Annotated in this window: 20 protein-coding genes; 11 read left to right on the top strand and 9 right to left on the bottom strand. The window is 68.7% G+C overall.

Annotation, left to right across the window (positions count from 1 at the left end; all coding sequences use genetic code 11):
- Nucleotides 1-109: 109 nt before the first annotated feature.
- The gene (locus E8A74_RS25130; RefSeq protein ID WP_136931607.1) at nt 110-781 is read right to left on the bottom strand and encodes a hypothetical protein; all 672 of its coding nucleotides are present in this window, start codon (nt 779-781) and stop codon (nt 110-112) included.
- A 185-nt stretch (nt 782-966) separates the two neighbouring features.
- Between E8A74_RS25130 and E8A74_RS25135 the strand changes: the two genes are divergently transcribed.
- Together E8A74_RS25135 and E8A74_RS25140 are read left to right on the top strand one after the other, a co-directional pair.
- Nucleotides 967-1,746, top strand: coding sequence for a YgaP-like transmembrane domain (locus tag E8A74_RS25135; RefSeq protein ID WP_136931608.1), 780 nt, complete (start codon nt 967-969; stop codon nt 1,744-1,746).
- 35 nt (nt 1,747-1,781) lie between these two features.
- Nucleotides 1,782-2,957 (top strand): zinc-dependent alcohol dehydrogenase, encoded by a 1,176-nt coding sequence (locus E8A74_RS25140; protein WP_136931702.1) that lies wholly within the window; start codon nt 1,782-1,784, stop codon nt 2,955-2,957.
- Between the two features lie 13 nt (nt 2,958-2,970).
- On the opposite strand, the gene E8A74_RS25145 is transcribed toward E8A74_RS25140, so the two are convergent.
- The gene (locus E8A74_RS25145; protein WP_136931609.1) at nt 2,971-3,552 is read right to left on the bottom strand and encodes a hypothetical protein; all 582 of its coding nucleotides are present in this window, start codon (nt 3,550-3,552) and stop codon (nt 2,971-2,973) included.
- A 249-nt stretch (nt 3,553-3,801) separates the two neighbouring features.
- Between E8A74_RS25145 and E8A74_RS25150 the strand changes: the two genes are divergently transcribed.
- Nucleotides 3,802-4,263, top strand: a complete 462-nt coding sequence (locus E8A74_RS25150) for a hypothetical protein (RefSeq protein ID WP_136931610.1) — start codon at nt 3,802-3,804, stop codon at nt 4,261-4,263.
- Between the two features lie 26 nt (nt 4,264-4,289).
- Here E8A74_RS25150 and E8A74_RS25155 read toward each other — a convergent pair whose 3' ends face one another.
- The gene (locus E8A74_RS25155) at nt 4,290-5,984 is read right to left on the bottom strand and encodes a mechanosensitive ion channel family protein (RefSeq protein ID WP_136931611.1); all 1,695 of its coding nucleotides are present in this window, start codon (nt 5,982-5,984) and stop codon (nt 4,290-4,292) included.
- Nucleotides 5,985-6,091: 107 nt separating this feature from the next.
- Here E8A74_RS25155 and E8A74_RS25160 point away from each other — a divergent pair, with 107 nt between their 5' ends.
- Together E8A74_RS25160 and E8A74_RS25165 are read left to right on the top strand one after the other, a co-directional pair.
- A complete protein-coding gene (locus E8A74_RS25160) occupies nt 6,092-6,778 on the top strand; it encodes a thioredoxin family protein (RefSeq protein WP_136931612.1) in 687 nt (228 codons plus the stop codon).
- A gap of 78 nt (nt 6,779-6,856) precedes the next feature.
- Entirely contained in the window at nt 6,857-8,731 is a 1,875-nt protein-coding gene (locus E8A74_RS25165; protein WP_211365444.1) for a serine/threonine-protein kinase, read from the top strand.
- A gap of 9 nt (nt 8,732-8,740) precedes the next feature.
- Here the strand turns inward: E8A74_RS25165 and E8A74_RS25170 are convergent, their stop codons facing one another.
- Nucleotides 8,741-10,384 carry an AMP-binding protein gene (locus E8A74_RS25170; RefSeq protein ID WP_136931613.1) on the bottom strand — a complete coding sequence of 548 codons (1,644 nt, stop codon included), beginning with the start codon at nt 10,382-10,384 and terminating at the stop codon, nt 8,741-8,743.
- 144 nt (nt 10,385-10,528) lie between these two features.
- Between E8A74_RS25170 and E8A74_RS25175 the strand changes: the two genes are divergently transcribed.
- Nucleotides 10,529-11,311 carry an SDR family NAD(P)-dependent oxidoreductase gene (locus E8A74_RS25175; RefSeq protein WP_136931614.1) on the top strand — a complete coding sequence of 261 codons (783 nt, stop codon included), beginning with the start codon at nt 10,529-10,531 and terminating at the stop codon, nt 11,309-11,311.
- A gap of 16 nt (nt 11,312-11,327) precedes the next feature.
- Here E8A74_RS25175 and E8A74_RS25180 read toward each other — a convergent pair whose 3' ends face one another.
- Nucleotides 11,328-12,773 (bottom strand): hypothetical protein, encoded by a 1,446-nt coding sequence (locus E8A74_RS25180; protein WP_136931615.1) that lies wholly within the window; start codon nt 12,771-12,773, stop codon nt 11,328-11,330.
- A gap of 76 nt (nt 12,774-12,849) precedes the next feature.
- Complete coding sequence (locus tag E8A74_RS25185) at nt 12,850-13,452, bottom strand: NUDIX hydrolase (protein WP_136931616.1); 603 nt, start codon at nt 13,450-13,452, stop codon at nt 12,850-12,852.
- Nucleotides 13,453-13,540: 88 nt separating this feature from the next.
- Between E8A74_RS25185 and E8A74_RS25195 the strand changes: the two genes are divergently transcribed.
- The gene (locus tag E8A74_RS25195) at nt 13,541-15,022 is read left to right on the top strand and encodes a DUF7305 domain-containing protein (protein WP_170229353.1); all 1,482 of its coding nucleotides are present in this window, start codon (nt 13,541-13,543) and stop codon (nt 15,020-15,022) included.
- A 10-nt stretch (nt 15,023-15,032) separates the two neighbouring features.
- On the opposite strand, the gene E8A74_RS25200 is transcribed toward E8A74_RS25195, so the two are convergent.
- On the bottom strand, nt 15,033-16,253 hold the full coding sequence (locus E8A74_RS25200; RefSeq protein WP_136931618.1) for a methyltransferase: 1,221 nt from the start codon (nt 16,251-16,253) through the stop codon (nt 15,033-15,035).
- Nucleotides 16,254-16,360: 107 nt separating this feature from the next.
- Between E8A74_RS25200 and E8A74_RS25205 the strand changes: the two genes are divergently transcribed.
- From E8A74_RS25205 to E8A74_RS25215, 3 genes are read left to right on the top strand one after another with little or no spacing between them, the layout of a single operon-like run.
- Entirely contained in the window at nt 16,361-18,010 is a 1,650-nt protein-coding gene (locus E8A74_RS25205; protein ID WP_136931619.1) for a serine/threonine-protein kinase, read from the top strand.
- 49 nt (nt 18,011-18,059) lie between these two features.
- Nucleotides 18,060-20,843 carry an FG-GAP repeat domain-containing protein gene (locus tag E8A74_RS25210; protein WP_136931620.1) on the top strand — a complete coding sequence of 928 codons (2,784 nt, stop codon included), beginning with the start codon at nt 18,060-18,062 and terminating at the stop codon, nt 20,841-20,843.
- Nucleotides 20,840-22,075: a PEGA domain-containing protein gene (locus E8A74_RS25215; RefSeq protein WP_136931621.1), complete on the top strand. Its 1,236-nt coding sequence runs from the start codon at nt 20,840-20,842 to the stop codon at nt 22,073-22,075. Before E8A74_RS25210 ends, E8A74_RS25215 begins: the two co-directional genes overlap by 4 nt.
- 9 nt (nt 22,076-22,084) lie before the next feature.
- On the opposite strand, the gene E8A74_RS25220 is transcribed toward E8A74_RS25215, so the two are convergent.
- Entirely contained in the window at nt 22,085-22,762 is a 678-nt protein-coding gene (locus E8A74_RS25220) for a hypothetical protein (protein WP_136931622.1), read from the bottom strand.
- 85 nt (nt 22,763-22,847) lie between these two features.
- Between E8A74_RS25220 and E8A74_RS52660 the strand changes: the two genes are divergently transcribed.
- The gene (locus E8A74_RS52660; RefSeq protein WP_211365445.1) at nt 22,848-24,122 is read left to right on the top strand and encodes a hypothetical protein; all 1,275 of its coding nucleotides are present in this window, start codon (nt 22,848-22,850) and stop codon (nt 24,120-24,122) included.
- On the opposite strand, the gene E8A74_RS25230 is transcribed toward E8A74_RS52660, so the two are convergent.
- Complete coding sequence (locus E8A74_RS25230) at nt 24,123-24,752, bottom strand: phenylalanine--tRNA ligase beta subunit-related protein (protein ID WP_136931623.1); 630 nt, start codon at nt 24,750-24,752, stop codon at nt 24,123-24,125.
- Nucleotides 24,753-24,894: the final 142 nt, after the last annotated feature.

Consider the following 24,894-nt stretch of genomic DNA (forward strand, 5'->3'; position numbering starts at 1 on the left):
GTCATCGCGACGAAAGAGGAAATGGTGCAGCGAAACGAAAACAGCGCGCAACGTGGAGTTCCGGGAGGCCCCACGCTGCGCGCCCATGGGATTCGATCCGGCGGAGGTATCAGCGGCCCTGGCCGCCCGTCCGTCCGCCTTGCGTACCTTGCGTGCCCTGGTGCTGGCCGCCCTGCGTGCCCTGCTGCTGGCCGCCTTGCGTCCCCTGCGGCTGGCCGCTCTTCGGACCTGGCTGCTCGCCAATGAGGATCCGATTCGCGAGCAGGTAGACCTGCCCGCCGCTCAGCTCATTGGCCTCCTGGGAGGACAGCGCCCACTGCTGCTGCAAGAGCTGCACGTTCGGCGCCTGCCGGAGCTCGCCCACCAGCGCCACCTGATCCCCCTTCTGCAGCTTGTGCTGGCCCTGCTGCAGCGAGCTCCGGGCCTGGTCGTCCAGGTAGACCGGCACGACCCGCTCGGCGTTCGGGCCAATCCAGAAGACCCGATCGTTCGAGACCCGCTGCACCTGCGCCCCGACGAGGTCGAACTGCCGATTGAAGAGCGTCGGGCGGTCGGGCGTCACGAGCACGATCGTCAAATCACGAATGGGCTCCGGCGCGGCGGGCTGCGCGAGCTGCTGCCCCCCGGGGGGAGGCGTCGCCGGCTGCTGGACCGCCGCCCCTTCGCCGCCCTTCCGCACCTCGGCCCCGGCCTGCCCGCCGCGGTCCCGCTCCTGGCACCCCGCCACCGCGAGCGCCGCGAAGAGGCCGGCCACGCTCACCAAACGAAAAGATCTGCGCATCGCGCTCCTCCCGTCGTTCATTGCAGAGCTCCTCTCGCCCTCGATTTTCCGCCGAGGACGCCGCCCCCATTTCGCTGCAAGTCCCGATCCCGAGGATCCCGCTCCCTTCGTCGACCACGCCCGGCCGGGAGGAGGTCTCTTCCTTGCATTCTCTGCCTCGCACCCGACGCCCCAGAGGAGACCGCATGCCATCCAATACACCCAAGCTCGACGACATCCACGGCATTCCTGCGCGCGCGCGCAGGATGAAACCGCTGAACGTGGGCCCGAGCGAGCGTGTCGTCTCCGCGGCGCTCGGCAGTGGCCTCGTCGCCTGGGGCCTCTGGCGCCGGGGCGCGCTCGGCCTCCTCGCGGGCGCGGTCGGCGGCGCGCTCGCCCATCGCGGCGTCCGCGGCCATTGCCCTGCGTATGCGGCCCTCGGCATGAGCTCCCGCAAGGCCCCGAAGCCCACGTACATGCCCTTGCTCGAGACCGAAACGTTCACGCGCATCGAGCGCAGTGTCACCGTCGCCCGCCCCGCGAACGAGGTCTACTCCTTTTTGCGGGATCCGGCCCACGTCCCCCATTTCGCGCCGCACGTCGAGCGCGTGGAGGACCTCGGCGACGGACGCATCCGGGTATGGACGGCGGTCCATGGGGAGCGCTCCTCGTGGGAGGCCCATATCGATCTCGACCACGAGGCCCGCGCGATCGTGCTCGGCCACGCGGAGGGTCCGCCGGAGCGGCTCGCCATTCTCCTGGGGAATGCGCCCGGCGGGCGCGGGACGGAGATCCGGCTCGTGCTCGAGCTCTCGAAGACGCGTGGCATCTTGCTCCGCGCCCTCGCCGCCGTGGCAGGCGCGGATCCGGACGCCTGGGCCCGCGCCGGCCTGCGCCGCCTCAAGATGCTGCTCGAAGCCGGCGAAATCGTCACGACCGAGGGACAACCCTCCGGGCGGCACCTCCCTGTGATGCACGCGGCCTAGCGCCGAGACAACCGGACGACGAAGGAGACATGACCATGCAGGCGCTCTGTTATCAAGGCGTGAACCGCGTCGGGGTCGAGACCGTCCCCGATCCCCAGATCCTCGGCCCGCACGACGCCATCCTGCGCGTCACCATGTCGAGCGTATGCGGCTCGGATCTGCACCTGCTCGATGGATACGTGCCCACGATGCGGCAAGGCGACATCATCGGCCACGAGTTCATCGGCGAGGTCGTCGAGGTCGCGACCGAAGTGAAAAAACTCCGCCCCGGCATGCGGGTCGTCGTCGACTCGATCATCGGCTGCGGCCATTGCTTCTTCTGCCAGACCGAGCAGTACTCGCTCTGCGACAACACGAACCCGAAGCCCGAGCTCCTCGACAAACTCTACGGCTACGCGACCGCGGGCATCTATGGCTATTCGCACGCCTTCGGCGGCTTCGCGGGCAGCCACGCGACCTACGTGCGCGTGCCGTTCGCCGACACGAACGCATTCGAGGTGCCCGAGGGCCTGCCCGACGAGCGTGTCCTCTTCGCCTCGGACGCCCTGCCCACGGGGTACATGGGCGCCGACCTCTGCAACATCCAGCGCGGCGACGTCGTGGCTGTATGGGGCTGCGGCGGCGTCGGGCAAATGGCCATCCTCAGCGCCTACCTGCTCGGCGCCGAGCGCGTCATCGCGATCGACCGCTTCCCCGAGCGCCTCGCCATGGCTCGGGACCGGGCGGGCGCGGAGATCCTCGATTACGAGCAGGTCGACGTGCGTGAGGCGCTGCGCGAGATGACCGGCGGCCGCGGCCCCGACGCGTGCATCGATTGCGTCGGCATGGAGGCGCACGGGACGGGGATTGACTACGCGTACGATCGGGTCAAGCAGGCCGTTCGCCTGGAGACCGACCGTCCGACCGTCCTGCGCCAGGCCATCCTCGCGTGCCGCAAAGGCGGCACCGTCTCGATCATGGGCGTCTACGGCGGATTCGTGGACAAATTCCCCATGGGCGCCGCGATGAACAAGGGGCTCACGCTGAAGATGGGCCAGCAGCACGGCCAGCGGTACATTCCGCGCCTGCTCGAGCACATCCGAAAAGGCGAGATCGACCCGAGTTATCTCCTCACCCACCGCGCCCGCCTCGCGGACGGGCAAGCGGCGTACGACACGTTCAAGGAGAAACGGGACGGTTGCATGCGCGTCGTCTTCACACCGGAAGCGTGAGCGCGCGCCGGGATCAGATATCGTTCACGCAGGCAGCGAACTCGTTGCCGCAGCCGTTCACGTCGGTCGCGCAAGTGATGCACGACGCCGCGGGCTCGGCGCCGACGCAGAGGTTCGCGCTGCAGGAGACGGCGCAGGTCCCGGCGCAGAGGCAACCAAAGAGCTCCTTGTACAACTCCTGGGAATTGGGGCAAAGGACGAGGGAGGGATCCGAGGTGTACTCGGCGCAACCAACGCAATTTCCATTGCAAACCGCAGGGTCGTCCACGGCGCCGTTGCAATCCTCGTCGAGGCCATTGCCGCAGACCTCGGTGGACGGCAGCGTCTCCCCCTGGCATGCCCCGAACGTACCGCTCGCCGAGCAGATACGAATGCCGCTCTGGCAAACCCCCACACCGATCACGCCCGCGGGACCCGAATAACACGACTCCACCTCGCCGGACGTGCACGTCGAGGGCCCCGAGCTCGACGAATTCCCGCCGCCGACGCCGCTGCCCCCGCCCTCGCCGGGTGTATCCACGACGACCTTCGCCCCACAGGCCGATCCGGCGAAGCACAACAAAAAGATGACGCTCACCCCAAAGACCGTTCGCATGGATCGCATGTCTAAGCCGCTGCCCCTGTGCCTGTCATCCGTTTTCCATCACCCAGAACAACGCGTCGCGTCAAGCCGTTGATTGCATCCTCGCAAGGGCCGCGGGGGCCCGTTTCCCCGGTGCAACGGCAGACGCGCGAAGGCCGACGCCACAACTCCATGAAAGGATTCGATTCACCATGGGCGCAAGGGGCTGGATCGGTCGTTGCAAAGGGGATTGCGGAGTCGGTCGAACCGGGGAGGCGCGTCATGAGCACATCGTCGTCATTCGAGGAGCGGTTCGGGCCGCACCGCTTGCGTTTCGAGGCCCCAAACCAGATCTGCACCGTGCTCGATGGCTCCCTCTCCGTCGACGAGGCCCAGGGGATCATCGACCGGATCTACGAGATCGGTCGGAAGCACGGCCCGCTGCTCTCGATGCTCGACGTCACGCGGTACAAGACCTCGGGCGAGCGCGTGCGGCAGGTCTTCTTGCGGGGCTCGACCGAGCGTATTCCGGTCGTCGCCGGCGCCATTTTCGGTGCGTCGTTCCCGATTCGTATTGCGATGTCGATGGTCCTCACCGCCGGCGCCCACATCCTGCCGAGCCGCTTCTCCTTCCCCGTGACGTTCGTCGCGACCGAGGCGGAGGCCCGCGCGTGGCTCGCCTCCCACCGCCCGGCGGACTCCGAGCGCACCGGCCCCGGCGAGCTCCTGCCCACCGGAACCTGAAACGGCCCCATGCGCGCGCCCGTTCGTCAGGGCGCGGGCGGCAGCGCCTCGAATTCGATCCCCGCGCGGCGCGGCTTCCCGGGCGCTCGACCGGCCTCGGCGGCGTCGTTCGTCAGCACGACGGCGAGCTGCGTCGCATTCGCGAGCTGGATTCCTCGCTCGTCAAACACCTCCTTGATGAACTTGCGCAGGATCCGCGGCATGGGATCCGGATCCCCGGGCGTGAGCTTGACGGCGACGCGAACCACGATGCCATTCTGCGCGATTTGCGTCACGCCACGGACGACCAGCTTGTCGAGGACGCGATCGGGGTGCGCCTCCCCGAGGCGCCTCCCGGCCTCCACCAGCGCTTCGAATACCTGGTTCAGGTTCGCCTGGAGCTCCACGATCACGTCCACGACCGCGTGCACGTACTCGCGTGAAAAATTGATGATCGTGCCGATGTCGCCATTCCGGAACGTGAACATCCGGCCGAAGCCGTCGCGGATCATCGTGACCCGGAGCTGGACCGAGTCGATCGTCCCTTCGCAGTCCCCGATGCGCACGTAATCGCCCTTGAGCAAGTGCCCCTCGAACAGGATGAAGAAGCCGCTCACCATGTCGTTGACGAGCTTCTGCGCGCCGAGCCCCACCGCCAGCCCCACGATGCCCGCGCCGGCCAGGAACGGCTTCGTGTCGATGCCGAGCTGATCCATCATGATCAGCGCCGAGCCGAAATAGATGACGTACGTGACGATGCTCTGGAGGAGATAGACCAGCGTCACGCGGTGCTTCGAGGTCTCGTCCTCCGCGCTCTTCTCGCCTGCGAACGCCTCGACCAGGACCACACGCGCGAGCTCGACGAAGACGCGGGCCGCGAAGAAGGTCCCGAGGAGCCGGATGATGCGCGGACCATAAGGCGCGAAGGCCTCGAGCGTCTGGAACTGCCGCACGATGAGCGTCGCCGCCGCGAGGTGGATGATGGCCTCCAGGGTACGCTTGGCGAGCGGCAGCAGCTTGCGGATGCCGGCGTAGTAGACGTGCAGCGCCGATTTCTCGAGGCGGGCCGCGCCCACGTTGTCGATCCCTTCGAGGCTCAGGACGCCGATCCCCGCGAGCGTCCGCGCCGCGCACACCACGAGGAGCACGTAGAGAATCGTGTCGAGCAGCCAGTGGACGCTCCACGGTAGCCCCAGCGATTCGCTGCCGAGGCGGTGCAGGCCGTAGAGGAACGCGACGCTCCCCAGGCTCGCGGCCCGCTGCCGCAGGACCGGGATCTCCTCTTTCTGGCCCTCGAGCGCCGCGACGGAGAGCAGCTTCGCTTGGATGCGATCGAGCAGCGACTTGAAGAAGATGCGCAGCGCGAGCCAGCCGACCGCGACCGCGACCACGATCGTCGCGCCGTGGAGGAGGTCCTGGCCCGTGCGGACGCTCGTGTATGCGACGAACCGGTTCGCCCACGGATGAAGATCGATGTCCCGAATGATGGCAATGGCGAGCGTCGCGCAGCCTCCCACCACGACGAGCAGCGCAAGGACCGTCGCCACGAGGCGCAGCGACTTCTGGACCTGCTCGGCAGCGCTCTCAACGGACTTCGAGCGAACCGACTGCGTCGCCTGGCGCACGACCCACCGCAAGAAGATGGCCAGCGCGAGCGGCGCGAGAAGCAGGATGGCGGTGGCCGCAGCGGTCAGCGCTACGTTGTTCAGGACTGGATCGGGAAAAAACCGGGGCAAGGGCATGTTGTCATCATCACTCTACACCAGAGCCCTGAAAAAATGGCGCTCCCCGGGAGAGAGCGCCTCCGGACATCCTTGCCCCCCCGCCCGGGCGTGGAAAGATGCCCCGCATGACCCTACGTCACGTCCTGCTCCTTCCGCTCTTCCTCCTCGCCTGCAACAAAGAAGCCCCTGCCCCGGCGCCGGAGGCGAAGGCCCCGGAAGGAAAAACCTCCGCGGCGGCGGCGGCAGCCTCGGACAAACCGGCCGCGGGCGCCGAGATCGGCAAGCCCGCCCCCGATTTCACGCTCACCGACTACGAGGGCAAGACGCACCACCTCGCCGACTACCGCGGCAAGATCGTGGTCCTCGAGTGGTTCAACCCCGAGTGCCCGTTCGTCAAGGCCTCCCACACGAAGGGATCGCTCAAGGGGTATTCGAAGCGCGCCGTCGAGAAGGGCGTCGTCTGGCTCGGGATCAACTCGGGCGCGCCCGGCAAGCAGGGCCACGGAGCGGAGCGCGTCGCCGAGGGGCGAAAGGCGTTTGGCATGGAAAACCCCGTGCTCGCCGACGAGACGGGCAAGGTCGGGCACCTGTATGGCGCGACGAACACCCCCCACATGTTCGTGATCGACGCGCAGGGCACGCTCGTCTACCGCGGCGCCATCGACAACTCGCCCGACGGCGAGGGCGAGTCGCCGAAGGATGGCAAGCTCGTGAACCACGTCGACGTGGCCCTCGAAGACCTCGCCGCCGGCAAGCCCGTGCGCACGCCCGACACCCGCGCCTACGGCTGCAGCGTCAAGTACGGCTCCTGAAATCCCTCCGGCGCCGTACGAATCCCGACCGCTCGCCGTCCATTGTCCGGACCGCTCGACCTCAGGTAGTCTCGGCGCATGTCGAAGTCCACGCCGCCGGACGGGCCTTCCCCTTCGGTCCTCGACGAAGCCGTCACCGTGCCGCGCGCGCAGCCGGCGGCCGCGGCGGACGGCGAGCCGAGCGCCCTTCTGATCTCGAGCTCGGCGCTTTCGGAGCGGGGGCCCGGCTCGCTGCTCCAGGACGAGCTCGCGTCGCTCGTGGGCAAGCTCATCTCGGATCGGTACGTCGTGCACGAGCTCATCGGGCACGGCGGCATGGGGGCGGTCTACCGCGGCGAGCAGGTCCACCTGCGCAAGCGCGTGGCGATCAAGGTCCTCCGGCCGGACATGGCCCGCATGGTCGAGCTCTCGGTGCGGTTCGAGCGCGAGGCCATCGCGGGCGCGCACGTGAGCCACCCGAACGTCGTCGCCGCCACCGATTTCGGCAAGCTCGACGACGGCTCGCAGTTCCTGATCCTGGAGTTCGTCGAGGGGACGGCGCTGAAAGACCTCATCGACGAGGGGACGCTCGCCCTCGATCGCGCCCTCTCCATCAGCCGGCAGCTCGCCATGGCCCTCGGGGCCGTGCACGAAAAGAGCATCGTGCACCGCGACGTGAAGCCGCAGAACATCCTCGTCGATAACCGAGGGACCGTAAAACTCCTCGACTTTGGCCTCGCCAAGGTGCGCGTCGAGCTGCTCTCGGACCAGGGGCGGAACGCGAAGCCGAGCCCGGCCCTGACGGGCGTGGGCATGGTCATGGGGACGTTCGCGTACATGGCGCCCGAGGCGGCGCGCGGCATGGAAGGCGTCGACGCGCGCTCGGATCTGTATGCGCTCGGCGTCGTGATGTACGAGATGCTCACGGGCAAACGCCCGTTCGAGGAGAACGATCCGGGGCTCCACCTGAAGAGGATCCGCAGCGAGGATCCGCCGCCGATGCGGGCGCGCGCGCCGGAGATCCAGGTGCCGCCGCGGATCGAGGCCGTCGTGATGCGCCTCCTCGCGCGGCAGCCGGATCAAAGGTTCGCCTCGGCGAACGAGGTGCTCGCGGCGCTCGACGAGGCGGCCGCGGCGCCCGCGAAGGCCCCGGACAAGGCGCTCGGGAGCGCGCTCGACGAGGCGCCGGAGAAGGCCCCCGAGGCCCCGCCCGCGAAGGCGGCCGCCTCGCCTGCGACGAAGCTCCCGAAGCGCTCGCTCATTCTGATCGCCTCGGGCCTCTCGGCGCTCGCGGTGCTCCTGCTCGTCGTGGTCCTCCTCCGCGGGGGATCGTCCGAGCCCAAAGAAACCCCCACGGCGAGCGCCGAGCCGACGTCGACGAGCGCGGCAGCCCCGGCGAGCGTGCCGACCGACATCGAAGGCGCGGACGCCACGGAATGGGCCGAGCGCCTCCGGCGAGCGGCCTCCCGCAAGGAATGGCGGCCGGGGGCCAAGGCTTTTCTCGCGCTCGCGAAGCTCGATCCTTCGCGCCTCACCGGCAGCGAGCTCCGTGGCGACGTCGGCGCGGTCGTCGCCGGCATTGGCTTCGAGACGAGCTTCACCGAGTCGGATCAGGTCTTCGACGCGCTCGAAAATGAGCTTGGCAGCGGCGGCCTCGACGTCCTCTTCCACGTGGTGCGCACCCGCGGCGGCACGAAGGCGAGCCGCCGCGCCCAGGACATCCTCGGAAAGCCGGGCATCCTGGACCGCGCCACGCCCGCGTTGCGCGTCGCGTACGAGCTGCGCAAGGCTGCTTGTCCCGACAAGCGCGCGCTCTTCGCCCGCGCGGTCGAGGAGGGCGACGGACTCGCCCTCGACGAGCTCTTGATCGTGAAGGACGCCCCCTGCTCGGCCAAACGGGATCCGTGTTGTTATCGTGAGGACACGGAGCTCAAGGACGCGATCAGCAAGCTCCGGGCGAAGCTCGGCGGCTGACCCCGCGGCTCAGGCGGTCTCGACCCGCGAAACGAGCTCGAGCCCGAGCTCGCCCACGGCCACCTCGCGCATCCGGAACTTTTGCACCTTCCCCGTCACCGTCATGGGGAACTCGTCCACGATCTTCCAGTACCGGGGGATCTTGAAGGTCGCGATCTTCCCTTTGCAAAACTCGACGAGCTCGGCCTCGCTCACCGTGTCGCCCGGCTTCGGCCGGATCCAGGCCATGATCTCCTCGCCGTATTTCGCGCTCGGTACGCCGATCACCTGCGCCTCGCTCACGCGCGGGTGGAGGTGCAAGTACTCCTCGATCTCGCGTGGATACACGTTCTCTCCGCCGCGAATGATCATGTCCTTGATGCGGCCGACGATGTTCACGTATCCCGCCGCGTCGATCGTCGCGAGATCCCCGGTATGCATCCAGCGGCCCGCGTCGATCGACACGCGCGTGGCCTCCTCGTCGCCCCAATAGCCGAGCATCACGCTGTAGCCGCGCGTGCAGAGCTCGCCGGCGACCCCGCGCGGCAGCACCGTGCCCGTCTTCGGGTCGACGATCTTGACCTCCACGTGCGGGTGCACGCGGCCCACGGTGCCGACGCGTTTGTCCTCGGGATCGTCCATCGCGCTTTGCGTGGAGACGGGCGAGGTCTCGGTCATCCCGTAACAGATCGTCACCTCGCGCATGTGCATCTGCGAGACCACGCGCCGCATGACCTCCACCGGACACGGCGAGCCCGCCATGATCCCGGTGCGGAGCGAGCGCAGGTCGAACTCCTTGAACCGCGGATGATCGAGCTCCGCGATGAACATCGTCGGCACGCCGTAGAGCGACGTGCACTTCTCGGCCTCGACCGCTTCCAGCACGGCGAGCGGATCGAACGCCTCGCCCGGGATCACCATCGTCGACCCGTGCGACGTACACGCGAGGTTTCCCATCACCATGCCGAAGCAATGGTAAAACGGCACGGGAATGCAGACCCGATCGTCCGGGCCGTAGCCGAGGGCCTCGCCCACGAAAAACCCGTTGTTCAGCACGTTGTGGTGCGAGAGCGTCGCGCCCTTGGGAAACCCCGTCGTGCCCGAGGTGTACTGGATGTTGATCGGGTCGTCGAACGAGAGCTCCGCCTCGCGCTCGGCGAGCGCGTCGTCGCTCACGTGCCCGCCCGCCTCGACGATCATCTTCCAGTCGTCGTCGAGGATCAGGACGAGCCGGAGCTCGGCGAGGCGCGGGCGGACCTCGGCGATCATCTCCACGTAACTCGTGGTCCGGAACCTGCGCGCCGCGAACAGCACCGACACGCCCGATTTCCGCAATGCGTATTCGAGTTCCGCCGTCTTGTACGCGGGATTCACGTTCACGAGAATGGCGCCGACGCGCGCCGCGGCGTACTGGAGCACGACCCATTCGAACCGGTTCGGCGACCAGAGCCCCACGCGATCGCCCCGCTTCACGCCGAACGCGACGAGGCCCCGCGCCACGCGCGTCGTCGCCTCCCACAGCTCGGCGTACGTCCACCGCACGCCCTGCGCGCGGACGACGAGGGCCTCCCGATCCGGGTACCGCGACGCCGTGCGGCGCAGGTTTTCCCCAATGGTCTCGCCGAGCAGCGGCGTCGCGCTCGTGCCGTGCGTGTACGAGAGAGCGGCGGTCATGACGCGGCATGGTGCCACGAGACAGGCGCGCCCGGGAGATGAATCGCGCGCACGAAACGTGCGTCCCGGGCGTACCGCGAGGGTGCCCGGGATGCTCGGCGGTTGACGAGACGCGTGGGGCCGCGGATGATGGCTCGGGGCACCATGGCAGGACGCATCGCAGGCAAAGTGGCGCTCGTGACGGGCGCGGGGTCGGGCATCGGGCAGGCGACGGCGGAGCTCTTCGCGGAGGAGGGCGCGCGGGTGGTCGTCACCGATATCGACGTCGCGGCGGCGGAGGCGGCGGCCACGCGCATCGCGACGCGCGGCGGCCAGGCGCTCGCGCTGGAGCTCGACGCGACGGACGAGGCGGACTGGGAGTCGGTCATGGACCGCGTGCTCGCGGGCTGGGGCAGGATCGACATCCTGGTGAACAACGCGGGCGTCGCGTCGAGCGGCACGCTCGCCGACAGCACGCTCGCCGATTTCCGGCGCGTCGTCGCGGTGAACCTCGACAGCGTTTTTCTCGGCACGCAGCGGGGGATCCGCGTGATGCGCAGCGGAGGCGGGGGCAGCATCGTCAATGTGGCGAGCGCCTCGGGCAAGAAGGCGAGCGCGGGCGCGGGCGCGTATTGCGCGAGCAAGGCCGCCGTGGTGATGCTGACGAAGGTGGCGGCGCTCGAAGGCGCGCCGCACCGGATCCGGGTGAACGCCGTGCTGCCCGCGGGCGTGGAGACGCCGATGTGGGAGAAGCAGCCGTTTTTCCAGGCGCTCGTGAAGGAGCTCGGCGACGTGCGGGACGCCTACGCGGCGCTCGCGAAGACCTCGCCGTTCGAGCGCTTCGCGACGCCGCGGGAGGTCGCGGCGGCCATTTTGATGTGCGCTTCGGACGAGAGCTCGTACGTGACGGGCGCCGAGATCGTGGTCGACGGCGGGTACACGGCCTGAGCGCCCGGCGCCGGATTCAAGGCGTGTTCAGGATGCGAAGCACACGCACCTTGAGCCCCTTTTCGTCTTCGAGCCGCACGCCCACGGCCACGTCGGCCCCGAATGCGCGGATGTCGAGCAGCCGCACGTCCGTCCACAGGTCGGAGAACAGATCGTAGGCCGCCGGCGCGTCGATCGGGAGCGTGAGCAAGGGATCCACGGCAAGGTTTCCGGGCTCGTACCGCGCGATCACGAGATCGTTCGTGGTCTTCACATCCTCGGCCACGCCGCTGCAGATGCACATGAATTCGCTGTCGAAGCATTGCTTCTGGTAGACGCGCATGTAATCGAGGTGGCTCACGATCCAGGCGAGCCAGACCTTGCCGTCCGCGGTCCGCGTGATCGCGAAGGCGCCGTTCTCGATGCCTGTCGTGGTCTCGTGGCAGGGAGCCGGGCATGTCCCGTTCTGCGAATCGTACTCGGTGGTGGCGGGACAAACGTACGGCGGGACGTTCGTGTCGGGGATCTCGATCTCGTCGGATGCCTGGCCCTCCGGCCACACCACGTGCAGGCCGACGTCGTGCTGGAGGACGGCGACGAACGGCTCGATGCCCGCGCCGAGCACGCTCGCCGGGGCCTGGGTCACGCGGTATTTCGTGATCACCGAGGGCACGGAGACGCCGGTCAGGACCTCCGGCGGATCGCCGTACGCGAGATCGTAAAAGGAGCCGTTGGGGATGAACCCGAGCGAGACCGGCGCGCCCGAGGCGTCGATCGTGAATCGACTCCCCTCGCCGACGGTCTTCACGGCCGACGACGAGAAGCTCCCGTCCACCGTGCGCTTGGCGACCGAAACGCCGCTCGGCGGCTCGCTCGCGTACCACACGTGCGCGACGCCCGCCGGATCAATCTCGAAATCGTGGACGGGCACGTACCGGTCGTCCCTGTCGGCGACCGCCTCTTTCACGAACCCGCTCCCCTCCGGGCGCACGAGCACGAGGCCGTTTGGATATCCGACCGGCGAGGTGCTGCCGTCGATCGTCGTCTCGTCGCCGACGGCGTATACCTCGCCGGTCGGCCCCTGCGCGAGCACCATCGCGGTCGCGTCGAGCCGCATCGGAAATGCGTCGAACCGGCTGCCGCCCGTGGGCGTGATCTCGAAGAGATAGGTCCCGTCGTGGCTCGACGTGCCGAGGAACGTCCCCGTGGGCCCCGGCGCGACGCGCACCCCGGCCGCGCCGAATTCGCGTTCGGTGCAGCGCACCTCCACGTCGGCCGTGATGGGGCAGCTCCCGCCGGGGCATCCCACGTCGTGTGACGCCACCTCGAACGAGCACGTGATGGGATCACCGCCCGATCCGCCGCTGCCGCCGGCCCCTCCCCCACCCGCGCCCGGCAGCTCGTCGGACCCGCCGCAGCCCACCGCGACGTGCACGATCCCGACGAACATAGCCCCGACAAACGATCCGCGGAATGCCCTCATGACGTCTCCACCTCGCGCAAAAAGGAAGGCGAAGACACCATCAGAATGGCAGCCGCCTGTCAAGCCCTGTCGGGGCTCAACGCTGGTGGAGGACCTCGAACAGCATTTCGAGCATGCGGTACGTCAATCCCCACACGATTCGTTGCTCGACGGCGAACGCCGGCATATCGAGCACGTTTCCCTCGTGGTTGTATGCATATTTCGATGCGCTCTGGCCACGCGCCATCGGGCCGATCGGCGCCCATACCACCTCGGCCACCTCGGCGCTCAATGTGAACGGCGGCGGATCGGGGTCGTCGAGCGCGAAGACGAACGGCGTGATGTTCATTCCGACGCGCCGCGCCCGGGCCACGGCGGGCAGGTCCGCGAGCCGCGCCAGAAAGCGGCCGTGCTGGGCGAGATCGAGCCCGATTTCTTCCTCCGTCTCGCGCAAGGCCGTGTAATAGAGGCTCGGATCCGCGGGCTCCCGCCGCCCGCCCGGGAACGCCATCTGCCCGGACCACGGATCTCCCTGGCGCTCGGAGCGCCGGATCAAAAGGACCTCGGCCTCGTTCCCCTCCCGTGGCGTGCGCAGGATCGCAGCGACGGCCGCTTGTCGCTCCGTCGTGGCGGCCTCGGACACGAGATCGAGAATGGCGAGCCGGGCGGCGATGGCGGCGAGATCATACGAGGTGGACACGGCGTTTCCCCCACAGGGCTAGCGGCGTGCGCGCGAGACGTCAAGGGAAGGGGCTTGACGTGTTGTGTCCCCATCGTGGTATCCGGTCATGATGGGACACAAGCAGCTTTTTTCTCTCCTCGTCCTGGTGGCATTGCCCACGGCCCTCGTCGCTGCCTGCGGATCAGGCGGAGCGGGAGGCGCGGGCGCGGGATCGGCTTCGGGCACGGGCGGAGCGGGTGGACAGGCCGGCGCGGGCGGCGTGGGCGGGCAGGCCGGCGCGGGCGTGGGCGGCGAATTCGTGGGCTCCGGCGGATCCGGCGGCGCGGGCGGGATGGGCGGCGCGCCGTCGTCGTCCTCCTCGGGCACGGGCGGAAACCCGCTCGACGCGGGGCTCGAGGATTTCTGCATGGGCAATGGCGCGATCCCGATCCCGGGGTCCGGGGAATGCACGGGCGACATCGGCAAAAAGACGTTCCTCTTCGCCGCCTGCTCCTGCACGGGCTTCGACGCGAACAACACCATCCAGACCGACTCGTTCTCCTCGATCGACCCGAACAAACCGCTCGCGGGCGGCTCGATCGGCGTCAATGGCAACTACAGCGCGCAGGCCGCGGCGAGCATCAAGGGCGCGCTGCTCGTGAAGGGCTCGATGAACACGACGAACCAGCACGACGTCGTGCAGGACATGCAATGCGGCGGCAATGCCACGATCTCGCACGTGGCCTCCGCCCAGAGCAACGCGACGATCGGCGGCGTCGTGAACAGCAGCAACAAGGAGCTCACGATCCAGGGCAAGCTCTTCACCCCGATCGCCGACAACACGGCGAAGGTGAATGCGCTCGGCGGCTCCGTCGTCGGCCCGGTCGACATCGAGACGCCCTGCAACTGCGACGATCCCGTCGACGTCGCCGGCATCGTCCAGGCGTTCGGCGGGACGAACGACAACGACGAAAATGACGTCGCCCCGGACGTGCTCGTGTCGACCCCCAGCATGCCCACCGAGATCACCCTGCCCTGCGGCCGCTATTTCCTCACGGGCATCAAGTCCAACAGCACCGTCACCGTGCACCTCACGGGCCGCACGGTGCTCGCGATCGACGGCGACATCGCGGTCGCCGGCAAGCTCACGATCGACCTCACCGACACGGCCGAGCTCGATCTCTTCGTGAAAGGCAACGTGGCCCTGACGAACCAGGCGGCGATCGGCGCGATCACGCGCCCCGCGGCCACACGTGTCTACATCGGCGGCACGCAGGTCGCGCTCGCCGGCGCATTCGTGCTCGGGGCGAACCTCTACATGCCGAACGCGGCGCTCCAGGCGAGCAACGCACTCGAGATCTTCGGCGCCGTCTTCGCGAAGAGCATCGCCACGGCCCACCAGTTCAAGGTCCATTACGACGAGGCGATCATCACGATCGACGGCTGCCAGCCGCCGGGCAGCGCGTGCACCGATTGCCACGATTGCGTGAACCCGACCCCCGCCTGCGGCCCCGGCGGCCAATGCGGCCCGTGCAGCACGGACAAGGATTGTTGCCCGCCGCTCGTCTGCACCCCGAACGGGACGTGCGTGCTGCCTCCGCCCAAATAAAACGTGTTTCTCATCCCCGCGGCGCCTCGCCGAGAATGGCGAGGTTTCGCGGCGTCGCCTCCGCCGCGAACACCTCCGCGACCCGCGCCGTATACCCACGCTCTTCGAGCGCCACCGCGCGGTCCAGCACGACCGTGATCTCCAGCGGCCGCGCGAGCATCGCGCGCGGCAACGTCCAGCGTCGAATCCGGTCGAACTCGATCGCCCCTTCCGCCTCGTGCTCCCGGATCTCCGCCGTGGTCGCAGGCGCGAGCCCGCGGAGCGCGAGCGCTCGCGCCGCGAGCTCGCCGAGCCCTTCGCGCGCCCGCCGCCGGTTGATGCCGCGCATCTCCTCGCCCGGCGCGATCGCGACGCCCCGCGCCCGCAAGAGCCGCGCGAGCGCGTGCCGGTGTTTCCGCGCCGCAAGCATCTCCGCAAGGCTCGCCTCCACGCCCACGAGCCGCGACGTCAGGTTCGAAAGCCCGAGCGCCTCGCGCGGCAGCACGAGCCCCGCCGCCTGCGCCGCGGCCGAGAGCGGCTCGCGCGAAGGTCCGTCGATCTTCTGCAGGCAACACGAAACGAGCGCCACGTCGCACGGCGCCCTCGATGCTTCGAGCACCAACCGATCGCCGAGCGAGCCACACGCGTGCAGCCCCACCGCGAGATCGTCGGGCGAGAACACGATCGAATCCCGAAGCGCGTCGAGCACGACGAACCGCGCGCGCGTGCCCCGCCCGAGGATCGAAGCCGCCTCCACGCGCTGCGGCTCGCGCTCGATGCCCACCGCGTCGCGATCGAACATCTCGGCCGCGAGGCGCGTGAAGTGCCCTCGCCCCGCGCCCACGTCCACGATCCTCCGCGCCCTCCGCGCCATGGGCTCGACCGCGTCGAGCAACGCTTCGAGCTGCCGCGTCTTGCGCTCCGAGATCGATCGGGGCCGATCGAGCCGCGTCCCCGGCGTCGCCGCGAGCCGCTCGGGCAGCGCCGACACCTCGCGCGCCGCGCGCCCGAGCTCCACGAGTGACGGCGGCGCGCCCGCGAGCATCGGCAAACGCGCCGCGAGCCCCTCGGCCTCGCAACGAGCGAGCTCGTCGTCGGCAAGCGCGCGCAGGAAGGCCGCATAGCCGCGCGCCTCGCAAAAGTCGGGTGACTCCTTGGAATCCGGCCGCTCGCGCAGGATGTCGAGCGCCGGCACGACGAGCGCGAGCGCTCGCGCGAGGCTCTCCGAGACGAACCGGGACGCCGCTTCCATGCCCGGCGAAGCGAACGACCCCACATGCCTCCTGTCAAGCTGTACGTTTCGTGCCTTCGGGCTTCTACTCGCGCCCCTGCGTGGTGTAGGCTGCCGCCGAGCGCCGCATGGCCACCTGTCCTACTTGCCTTGCCACCTACTCGGGCGACGTCGCCACCTGCCCCAGCGACGGCACGTCTCTCGTCCCGGACGACGCGATCCCGGCCGCAGCGCTCCAGCTCGAGCCCGGCCGGATCGTCGGGGAATACCGCATCGAGCGCAAAATCGGCGAGGGCGGGTTCGGCGCGGTGTACGCCGCGGTCCACCCGGTCATCGGCAAATTCGCGGCGATCAAGGTCCTGAACCCGCAATACTCGCACAACCCGGTGATGGTCTCGCGGTTCGTCGCCGAGGCCCGCGCGGTCAACCAGATCCGCCACCGCGGCATCATCGACATCTTCTCGTTCGGCAAGCTCGACGACGGACGGCAGTATTACATCATGGAACTGCTCGAGGGCATGACCCTCGAAGCATACCTGCGCGAACGCGGCCGGCTCCGCCCCTCCGAGGCATTGCCCATCCTGCGGCAGATCGCGCGCGCCCTCGACGCGGCGCACGCCGCCGGCATCGCGCACCGCGATCTCAAGCCGGAGAACGTCTATCTGGTCTTCGACGAGGACCGCTCCGTCTTCCCGAAGCTCCTCGATTTTGGCATCGCGAAGCTCCTTGGCGACTCGCAGAGCCACAAGACGCGCACCGGCACGCCCATGGGCACGCCGCTCTACATGTCGCCCGAGCAATGCCGCGGCAAGCAGGTCGATCACCGGACGGACATCTATTCGTTCGGCGTGATGACCCACGCCGTGCTCACGGGCCAGCCGCCGTTCCTGGGCGACGACGTGATGGACGTGCTCATGCAGCAGGTCCAGTCTCCGCCCCCCGCCCTGTCGTCGGTTTGTCCGGACCTCGGCACGACCCTCGACGCGCCCGTGCTCCGGATGCTCGCGAAGGATCCGGCCGAACGCCCGGCCTCGGTGACGGCCGCGATCGACGCGGTCGTCGATGCGGCCCGCGCGGCGGGAATCGAGGTGCCCGCCGTCGCCACGCGCTCGAGCGAAAAACTCCCGCGCCTCGACGTGCCGGCGGGCCTCACGCCCGCCGAGCAAGCCGTCTTCGGGCAGGCGACCACCATGATGCAGCCGGACGCCGCGCCGGCGACCACGGGCTCGACCTCGCCCTCGGGGGAGCAGCCGAAGGCCACGCTCAGGTCTACGCCGGACGCCGCGCCGAGCCGCCGCTCCAACGTTCTCTTCGTGGCCCTCGGCGCGGGCCTCTTCGTCGCGGGAATCGGCGTGGCGACGCTTTATGCTTCCCGGGGCGGGCCCGACGCCGTGGCTGCGCACCCGCCGCCTCCGCCTCCCCCGCCGCCCACGCTCCCCGCGCTCCCCCCGGAGAAGCCGAGCGCGCCGGAGCCCACGGTCGTGCCGGATGTGCCGCTCGAAATCGAGCTTCGCGTCCAGGCGACCCCGGAGAACGTCGAAATCCACCTCGGCGAGCGCAAGCTCGGCGTCGCGCCCGGCCCCATCAAGATCCCGCGCGGCGATGCGCCGGTCGAGCTCACCTTCTCGGCGAAGGGCCATCAATCGAAATCGGTCACCGTCGAGCCCAACCACAACCTCCTGATCCCGATCACGCTGGAGAAGGAGAAGGCGACCTCCCAGCCGCGGACGAGCGGGACGGCGAAGACGGTGAAGAATCGTGGGGACCTCGAGTACTAGCTTCCGGCGTCGCGCGGCGCTGATCGGCCTCGCTGCATTCCTTGGGGCTGTGGCGGTCGCGAGCTGCGAGCCCCTCGACAACGTCGACAAGAACGTCTGTGGCAACCGCGTCTTCGAACCCGACACGGGCGAAGATTGTGATGGCAACCCGGAAACCGATCCCGTCGACACGGTCGACGCGGGGGACGCGGGGGACGCGGGGGACACGAGCGCGAAGCGCAAGACCCGCTGCGGCTCGGCCTGCCGCTACGTCTGCAACCTCGCCGACGATCCGACCGTGGCGTGCCCGGCCGAGTTCGGCTGCGGGATTGACGGCACATGCCGCAAGCCCGGCGGGCTCTCCGCCTCTCCGCTCTCGATCGCGGGCGGCGGCGTGCGACGCTTGCTCTCCGGCGATTTCGACGGTGACGGCCGGCAGGACGCCGTGGCGATCGACGACAGCTCGCTCGACATCCTGTTTTTTGAGACGAACGGCCTCATCGACCAATCGCTCAACGTGCCAAACGATCGACGTTTGCCTGGAATCGGCGATATCGACGGGGACGGCACCTCCGATCTCATCCTGAACCTCGGCAACGCGCTCGGCGTCCTGACGGGGCAGGACAACCGCACGCTCCTGCCGAGGAGTTATCCTTCGGGGGACGTGGACCTCGGCACGGTGCGGCTCTTGCCCCTCGGCCGGCTCGATGAAGACAATATGCTGCTCGCGTTCGTCACGAATGCGGGACAAACCACCCTCGAAGCGCGGGTCATCGGGGAAAGCGACGAAGCAGATTCCACGCCTCCCCCCAAGCAGGTCGGCCCCTCGTTCTCGGGGACGCTCGCCGGCGTCGCCTTCGCCCCGGCGAAGACCCCCACCGCGTGCCCCCTCATCGCCTTCGCGCTCGCGGCCCCGACACCTGCGATGTACGTTCTCACGTGCCAGGCTCCGAAAAAGCTCGCCGAGGAACCGACGTTCATCCCCATTTCGCTCCCCGCAGGCGCCTCCCTGTGGACCGGCGTCTTTTTCGCGGACGCCGACGGCGACGGCGACGACGATCTGCTCGTCGGACTCGTGGATTCGACGAAGACCGAGGGCCTGCATCTCTACCGGAACGAGGGCAATGGTACCTTCCTCGCGCCCATGCCCGCGCCGACCTACCTCGAGCCGCTCAGCGTCTTCGATCCCGAGAGTTGCCTCGGGCGTACCCTCGGCGGCCCGCCCCTCGCTGTGGGTGACTTTGATGTCAATGGGGCGCTCGACGTGATCGATGCTCGTGGGGTCCTCTACAACCCGTTCCAGCCCAGTCCCGATGACACGTACACGCGGGATTGCATGAAGATCCCGGCAGGCGTGAAATGGGGGCGCGCCGTGTTCGGAGACTTCAATGGCGACAAGCTCCCGGATCTCCTCGCGGCGCGCGAAAAGCAGACGCTCCTCGACGTGTGGAGTCGCGTCGAAGGGGGCGAACTCAAGACGTTCACGATTCCGGTGGAGGAGATCGTCGGCGAGTTCGCCGTTGGTGATTTCGACGGCGACTCCGTGGACGACGCCGTCCTACGGCTCGTGCCGCCCGCCGCGCCGAATGGCCAGATGTCCTCGGGCCCGAGCGAGCTCCTCATGCTCTTCGGCCGCCCGCTGGCCGTGCCCGAGGCCCCCCTCTCCCTCGGCGTCTTCGAGGGCCTCGAGCACATCGCCGCGGGCCGCGTGAAAGGGAAAAACGCCGTCGGTGCCCCCGATCTGCTCGACGATCTCGTGGTCCTCTCCGTGCGCACGTCGGACATGGCGGGCATGCCGGGCATGCCGGGCATGACCTCGCCCACCAAGCATTTCACGATCGTCGAAGGAAACGTCGGTCGAAGGCTTCTCGCGCCGCTCACCATCAAGCCCCCTCCGGGGCAGGGAATGGAACTATCGAACTCCGCCGATGGACCGACCCAGATCGTCGTGTCGCGCTTCGGCGTCGAGGAATGCAAGGCGCCTTCGCCGCCGGACGAGACCGAGGAGGAGGAGACGGTGACCCCGTCGACGATCGTGGCGCGGACGGCCAGCAAGATCTGGCTCGCGGGTTGTTCCTCGGATGGTTCGTCCCTGCCGGTCCTCGAAGGCTTGGATGCGATGAACGGCAGCATGCTGATCGCGCCCGTGAATTACGACCAGCGGTACGACGCGGTGCATGACGCGCTGGCGATCTTCATGGATGCCCCGGGGGAAAGCCAGGGCCTCTGGGTCAACGATTACCGGGCCGGTCAATTCGATCCGCTCCCGAACCCCATCCCCGCCGTGGCTCACAATCTCGTCTTGCCGGACCCCGATCCGTTCAACGTGCCGTCGCTCGTCGTCGACGTCGACGGCAATGGCCAGCGCGACGTCGTCGTCCTCGTGCAAAAGCGCGTGCCCCAGGAGAACGGGAATCCGATCACGGTCCGGTCCGCCGTCGCGATCTTCTGGAACGACGGCTCGGGCAAGGATCCCGTCAACGCGAAAAACATGACCCTCGCCGCCGATCTGTCGGACGATTATTTCGGCCCCGACATGGCGACGAGCAACGCAGACACCGAGGAGCTGCGGGGGATCATCGACATCGCATTGCTGAACACCAATGCGACAGCGGACAAGGAGCTCGCGGTGCTCACGCGGGGCGGGCTCTACGTGTTCTCGTTCGACGCGAAGACCCGCAAGTTCATCGTCCCCGAGCGATTGCCCGGACAACAGCCGCCGGCGCCGTTCTCCCGGCTCTTCGGCGGCCAAGCGCTGCTCGCGATCGACGCGAACAGCGACGGCGTCGACGATCTGCTGGTCGCCGAGGGCCAGAAGCTGCTCCTCTTCCTCGGCAAGGAGATCGCCCGATGAAGCGTTTCTTCGCGGCGCTCGTGGCGCTCGCGCTCGCGACCGGGGCGGGGCCTTCGCTCGCGGGCCCTGCGGACGTCGATTCCCCCGAGGCGCGCGCCTACTTCGAGACCGGCGCGCGTGAATACGAGAAGGGCAATTACGCGAACGCCGTCCGCGCCTTCGAGCAGGCTTACGCGCTCACGACGCGCCCCGGCCTCCTCTTCTCCATCGCGCAGGCCTACCGCAAGCAATACGGCAACGATGGCAAGCCGCAGAACCTGCGCCAGGCCGTGGATTATTATCGCCGGTACCTGGCCACGGACACGACGGGCAAGCGCCGCGGCGAGGCCGACGCGGGCATCAAGGACATCGAGGAGATCCTCTCGCGTTTGCCCCCCGAGGTGCAGAGCACACCCGCGCCCGAGGAGGCGCCCTCGACCCAGATCTCCATCACGACGCAGGTCGAGGACGCGACGATTTCGATCGACGGCGCAGCGCCGCGGCCGCTCGAGGCGATCGACGTCACGCCGGGCAAACACAAAGTCCTGGTGCAGGCGCCCGGATATTTCCCCGAAGAGCGCGAAGTGCCGGCCAAGCAAGGCCAGATGACGGCGCTCGACGTGCCGCTGCGTGAAATGCCGGCGTACGTCTCGATCACGGGCCCGGCCGGCGCCTCGGTCACGGTGGATGGTTTGCCCAAGGGCGCGTTGCCGCTCCAGGCGCCGCTCCAGATCGAGGCGGGCGTCCGGACCCTCCATGTGAGCCTGAACGGCTTCAATACGTTCACCACGGAGCTCGATCTCGGGCGCGGCAAGTCGGAGGACCTGAAGGCCACGCTCGACCGCACGCGACAAAGGATGACCTCGTTCGTCCTCATCGGCGGGGCGGCGACCTGCGTCGCCGGGGGCATCGTCATGGCGTTCCTCGCGGCCGATTCCGGCGAGGAGGCGAAGAAGCTCAACGAGAAGCGCAAAAAAGAGACGATCAGCGATACGGAGCTCGACGATTACCTGACGTATCGGGACGGGCAGACGGCGTTTCGCAACGGCGCGACGGCGGCGCTGAACGTGGCCGCCGGCTTTGGGGCCCTCGCGTTCTTGTTGTATTACTTCGACGAACCACGGCTCACCCCCCCGCGCAAGAAGGACGACAAGAAGCCCCAGAGCCCGGGTCCCTCGCGCCTGCGCGAGATCGCGGTCGTGCCCGCCGTCGGCCCCGGCCTCGTGGGCCTCTCGTTCGGCGCGCGCTTCTGATTCGCCCGCCTACCGCCGTTTCCGCCGCATCACCGCCGCCGCGACGAGCATCCCGATCATCGCGCCCATGCCTCCGAGGCTCCGGGCCGATCCCGGCGCCGCGGCGCACGTTCCGGGCTGGGTCGTGTTTCCGTCTCCGCTGAGGTCGGGCACCGAGCCGGGCGGCTCGCTGCATTGCGAAAGGTCGAGCTTGCAATCGTCCGTGCAGGCGAGCGGCCCTTCCCCCGCGCCTGCCTCGGCGCAATCGTTCACCAGGAAAAGATCCCCGTCGCACGCCTCGCCGGCTTCGAGTTTGCCGCTCCCGCAGACGGGCGGCGGATGCACGTCGGGGTCGCCGGGGTTGTACACGAACCCCTTCGGATCCGCGTCGCCCTTCGTCCAGGCGCAATCCGGGTCGCCGAGCTCCAGCCCGTTCGTCCAGCCGTCCCGATCCGAATCGAGCGGACAAAGCGCCGCCCAGTTCACGTTTTGCTCTTGCACCGGCACGGCGCCGACGAGATAGAGGCGTGCGTCACTGCCGAAATCCGTGTTGTAGCTGGCCTTCGTGTCGCCGTGGCAGTTCAAGCAGCCGTATTTGGTGCCGTTCGGAATGTCATTCACCCGGAATGGACGTGCGGATGCGGCCGTGGCGAAGACGAACGAGGCGAGACCGAGGAGGAGACCCAAAGATCGCGAAGGGAACGTCATTCGCCGAGCCTAAGGACCACGGGCCCGAGACGTCAAGCGCGTGGAGGTACGCAAGCTCTGCCCGGAACGTGTTATAGCTACGCCCATGGTTCCCTGCCCTCGCCGCCCGGATCTCGCGCGCACGTCGGTCACCGCCGCCGTCCTCGCCGCGACCTGCGTCACGCTCGGCCTTGCCGTCGCCTGCACCCCGACCGAGCCACGAACGGGGCAATGGCAGCCGACGGAGGGAACCTTCGAGGACCCGCAGCCCGAGGGCACCACGAAGGCCACGTCGGAGCCCACGACGAAGCCGACGGGGAACAAGCCGCCGCCGCCGCCGCCGCCTCCGCCGCCGCCGCCGCCGCCGCCGCCGCCTCCTCCGCCGCCTCCTCCGCCGCCTCCTCCGCCGCCTCCTCCCCCGCCTCCTCCTCCGCCGCCCACCGCGACGATTGGCGTGACCGGTCCGAACTGCATCCTCAAAGGGTCGTCCCCGCTCGCGAAGGGCATCGTGCTTTACGACGCGCCCCAGGGCGGCCGCGCCATTGCGAGCTTCCAGGGCGGCTACGTCCCCCTGTCGATGAGCGAGGTCCCGCCGGATCCGGCCATTCAACGCTCGAAGATCACCACACGCACGAGCGAGCCTTCCTTCCGGCTCGAAGGCTACGTCGCGACAACCGCGATTCCGGTCTGGAGCGGCCGCGACATCCCGATCGTCTCGGGCAACGTGTGGATCGCGACCGCGCAGAAGCTCAAGATTACCGGGGCAAAGCTCGGGTTCGTCACGGTCGAGATGCCCATTGCCGGCACGAATGGCCAGAACGCCACCGTCAGCGCGCCTTGTGACGCGCTCGCCTTGCAGCGCGGCACGCCCGTGCCCGTGGAGGTGCCCGGCAATGGCCGCGGCTACCTCGCCAAGGGCCAGGACATCGACATCCTCGACGGCCCCGCCGGCAACGTCGTCTACACGCTCCGCATGAGCGTCGCCGACATCAAGCTCTTCTGGAGCACCGAGACGAGCGGCTCGTTCGTCCACGGAAAGCTCCGCGCCGATCTCGCGATCGACGGCTGGATGCGCGGGTCCGATCTCACGGCCTTACCAAAGGGCGAGATGATGGATCAATACATCCCCCCCGAGACGAGCGTCGCGGGCGCGCAGCTCGTCATGGATCCGCCGCCCCGCGTCGCCCGGGCCTCGAAGGACATCCCCATCCGCTTCCGGCGCGACGAAAAAGAGCGGCCGATCGGCGTCATCGAGGCCGGCGCCGAGCTCCTCGTGCTGGAGACCGTCGCCGGCTGGACGAACGTGCTGCCGAAATCGGTGTTTGCCCTGCCCGACGAGAGCGGCGGCTTCTGGATCCCGGCCAGCGAGACGCCGCGCTGATCACGCCGCCACGACGTCCACCGTCGCCCCGGCCTCCTCCAGCAATCGCCGATACCACGCCGCGGCCTCGCGTGCGCGGCCAGGAAACACGCGCGTGCCCCATACCACGCTCAACGTGCGCCGCGTCCCCGCGTGCGTCTTCGTGCGTTGCGCGTCCTTCACCCCGTTCGCCGACGGCCCCTCCGCGTCGAACAGGCAAAGCAGCCCGCCGAGATCGATCTCCTGCCCCGAGGCATTAAAGACATATTTCTCGCCCGGCTTCGCGATCCCAAGCCGGAGCGGCGGCGTCGCCCGGTCGAGATCGATCACGCTGATGGGCAACCCGCTGTGCAACGAGACGGCGTTGCACGTATCCACGGCCGTGTTGATCGATCCGAGCGCGCCCTCGGCCACCGCGCGGACGAGGTACTCGGACGAGGGCTTGCCCCGCCCCGTCGGCTTGTACCCGCCGTGCCGCAAAAGATCCCGCACGGCCGAGCGGACCGCGTCGTCGGCCGCGAGCGGCGCCGCGGCGCCCGGCGTGAGCAGCACGCGGACGCTCTCCGGGACGGCGATTTCGCCGAGCGGCGCGGGAAACGTGGTCGTGAAGGCGGCGGCCTCGAGCAGCGGGTGGGGATCGATCGTCAGCATGGTCGGGCGCATCCTAGAACATCGAGCGGTTCAAGAACCGCTCGATGTTCTAGGATTCTTTCGTCCCGAGGGGGACGCCTCGCGTCCCCCTCTCGTCCGGGCAAAGCCCGGTCGATTCACCCCCCGAGGCGAGCTCGCTTCG

It is taken from the genome of Polyangium fumosum, from assembly GCF_005144585.1.
Taxonomy (GTDB): domain Bacteria; phylum Myxococcota_A; class Polyangia; order Polyangiales; family Polyangiaceae; genus Polyangium; species Polyangium fumosum.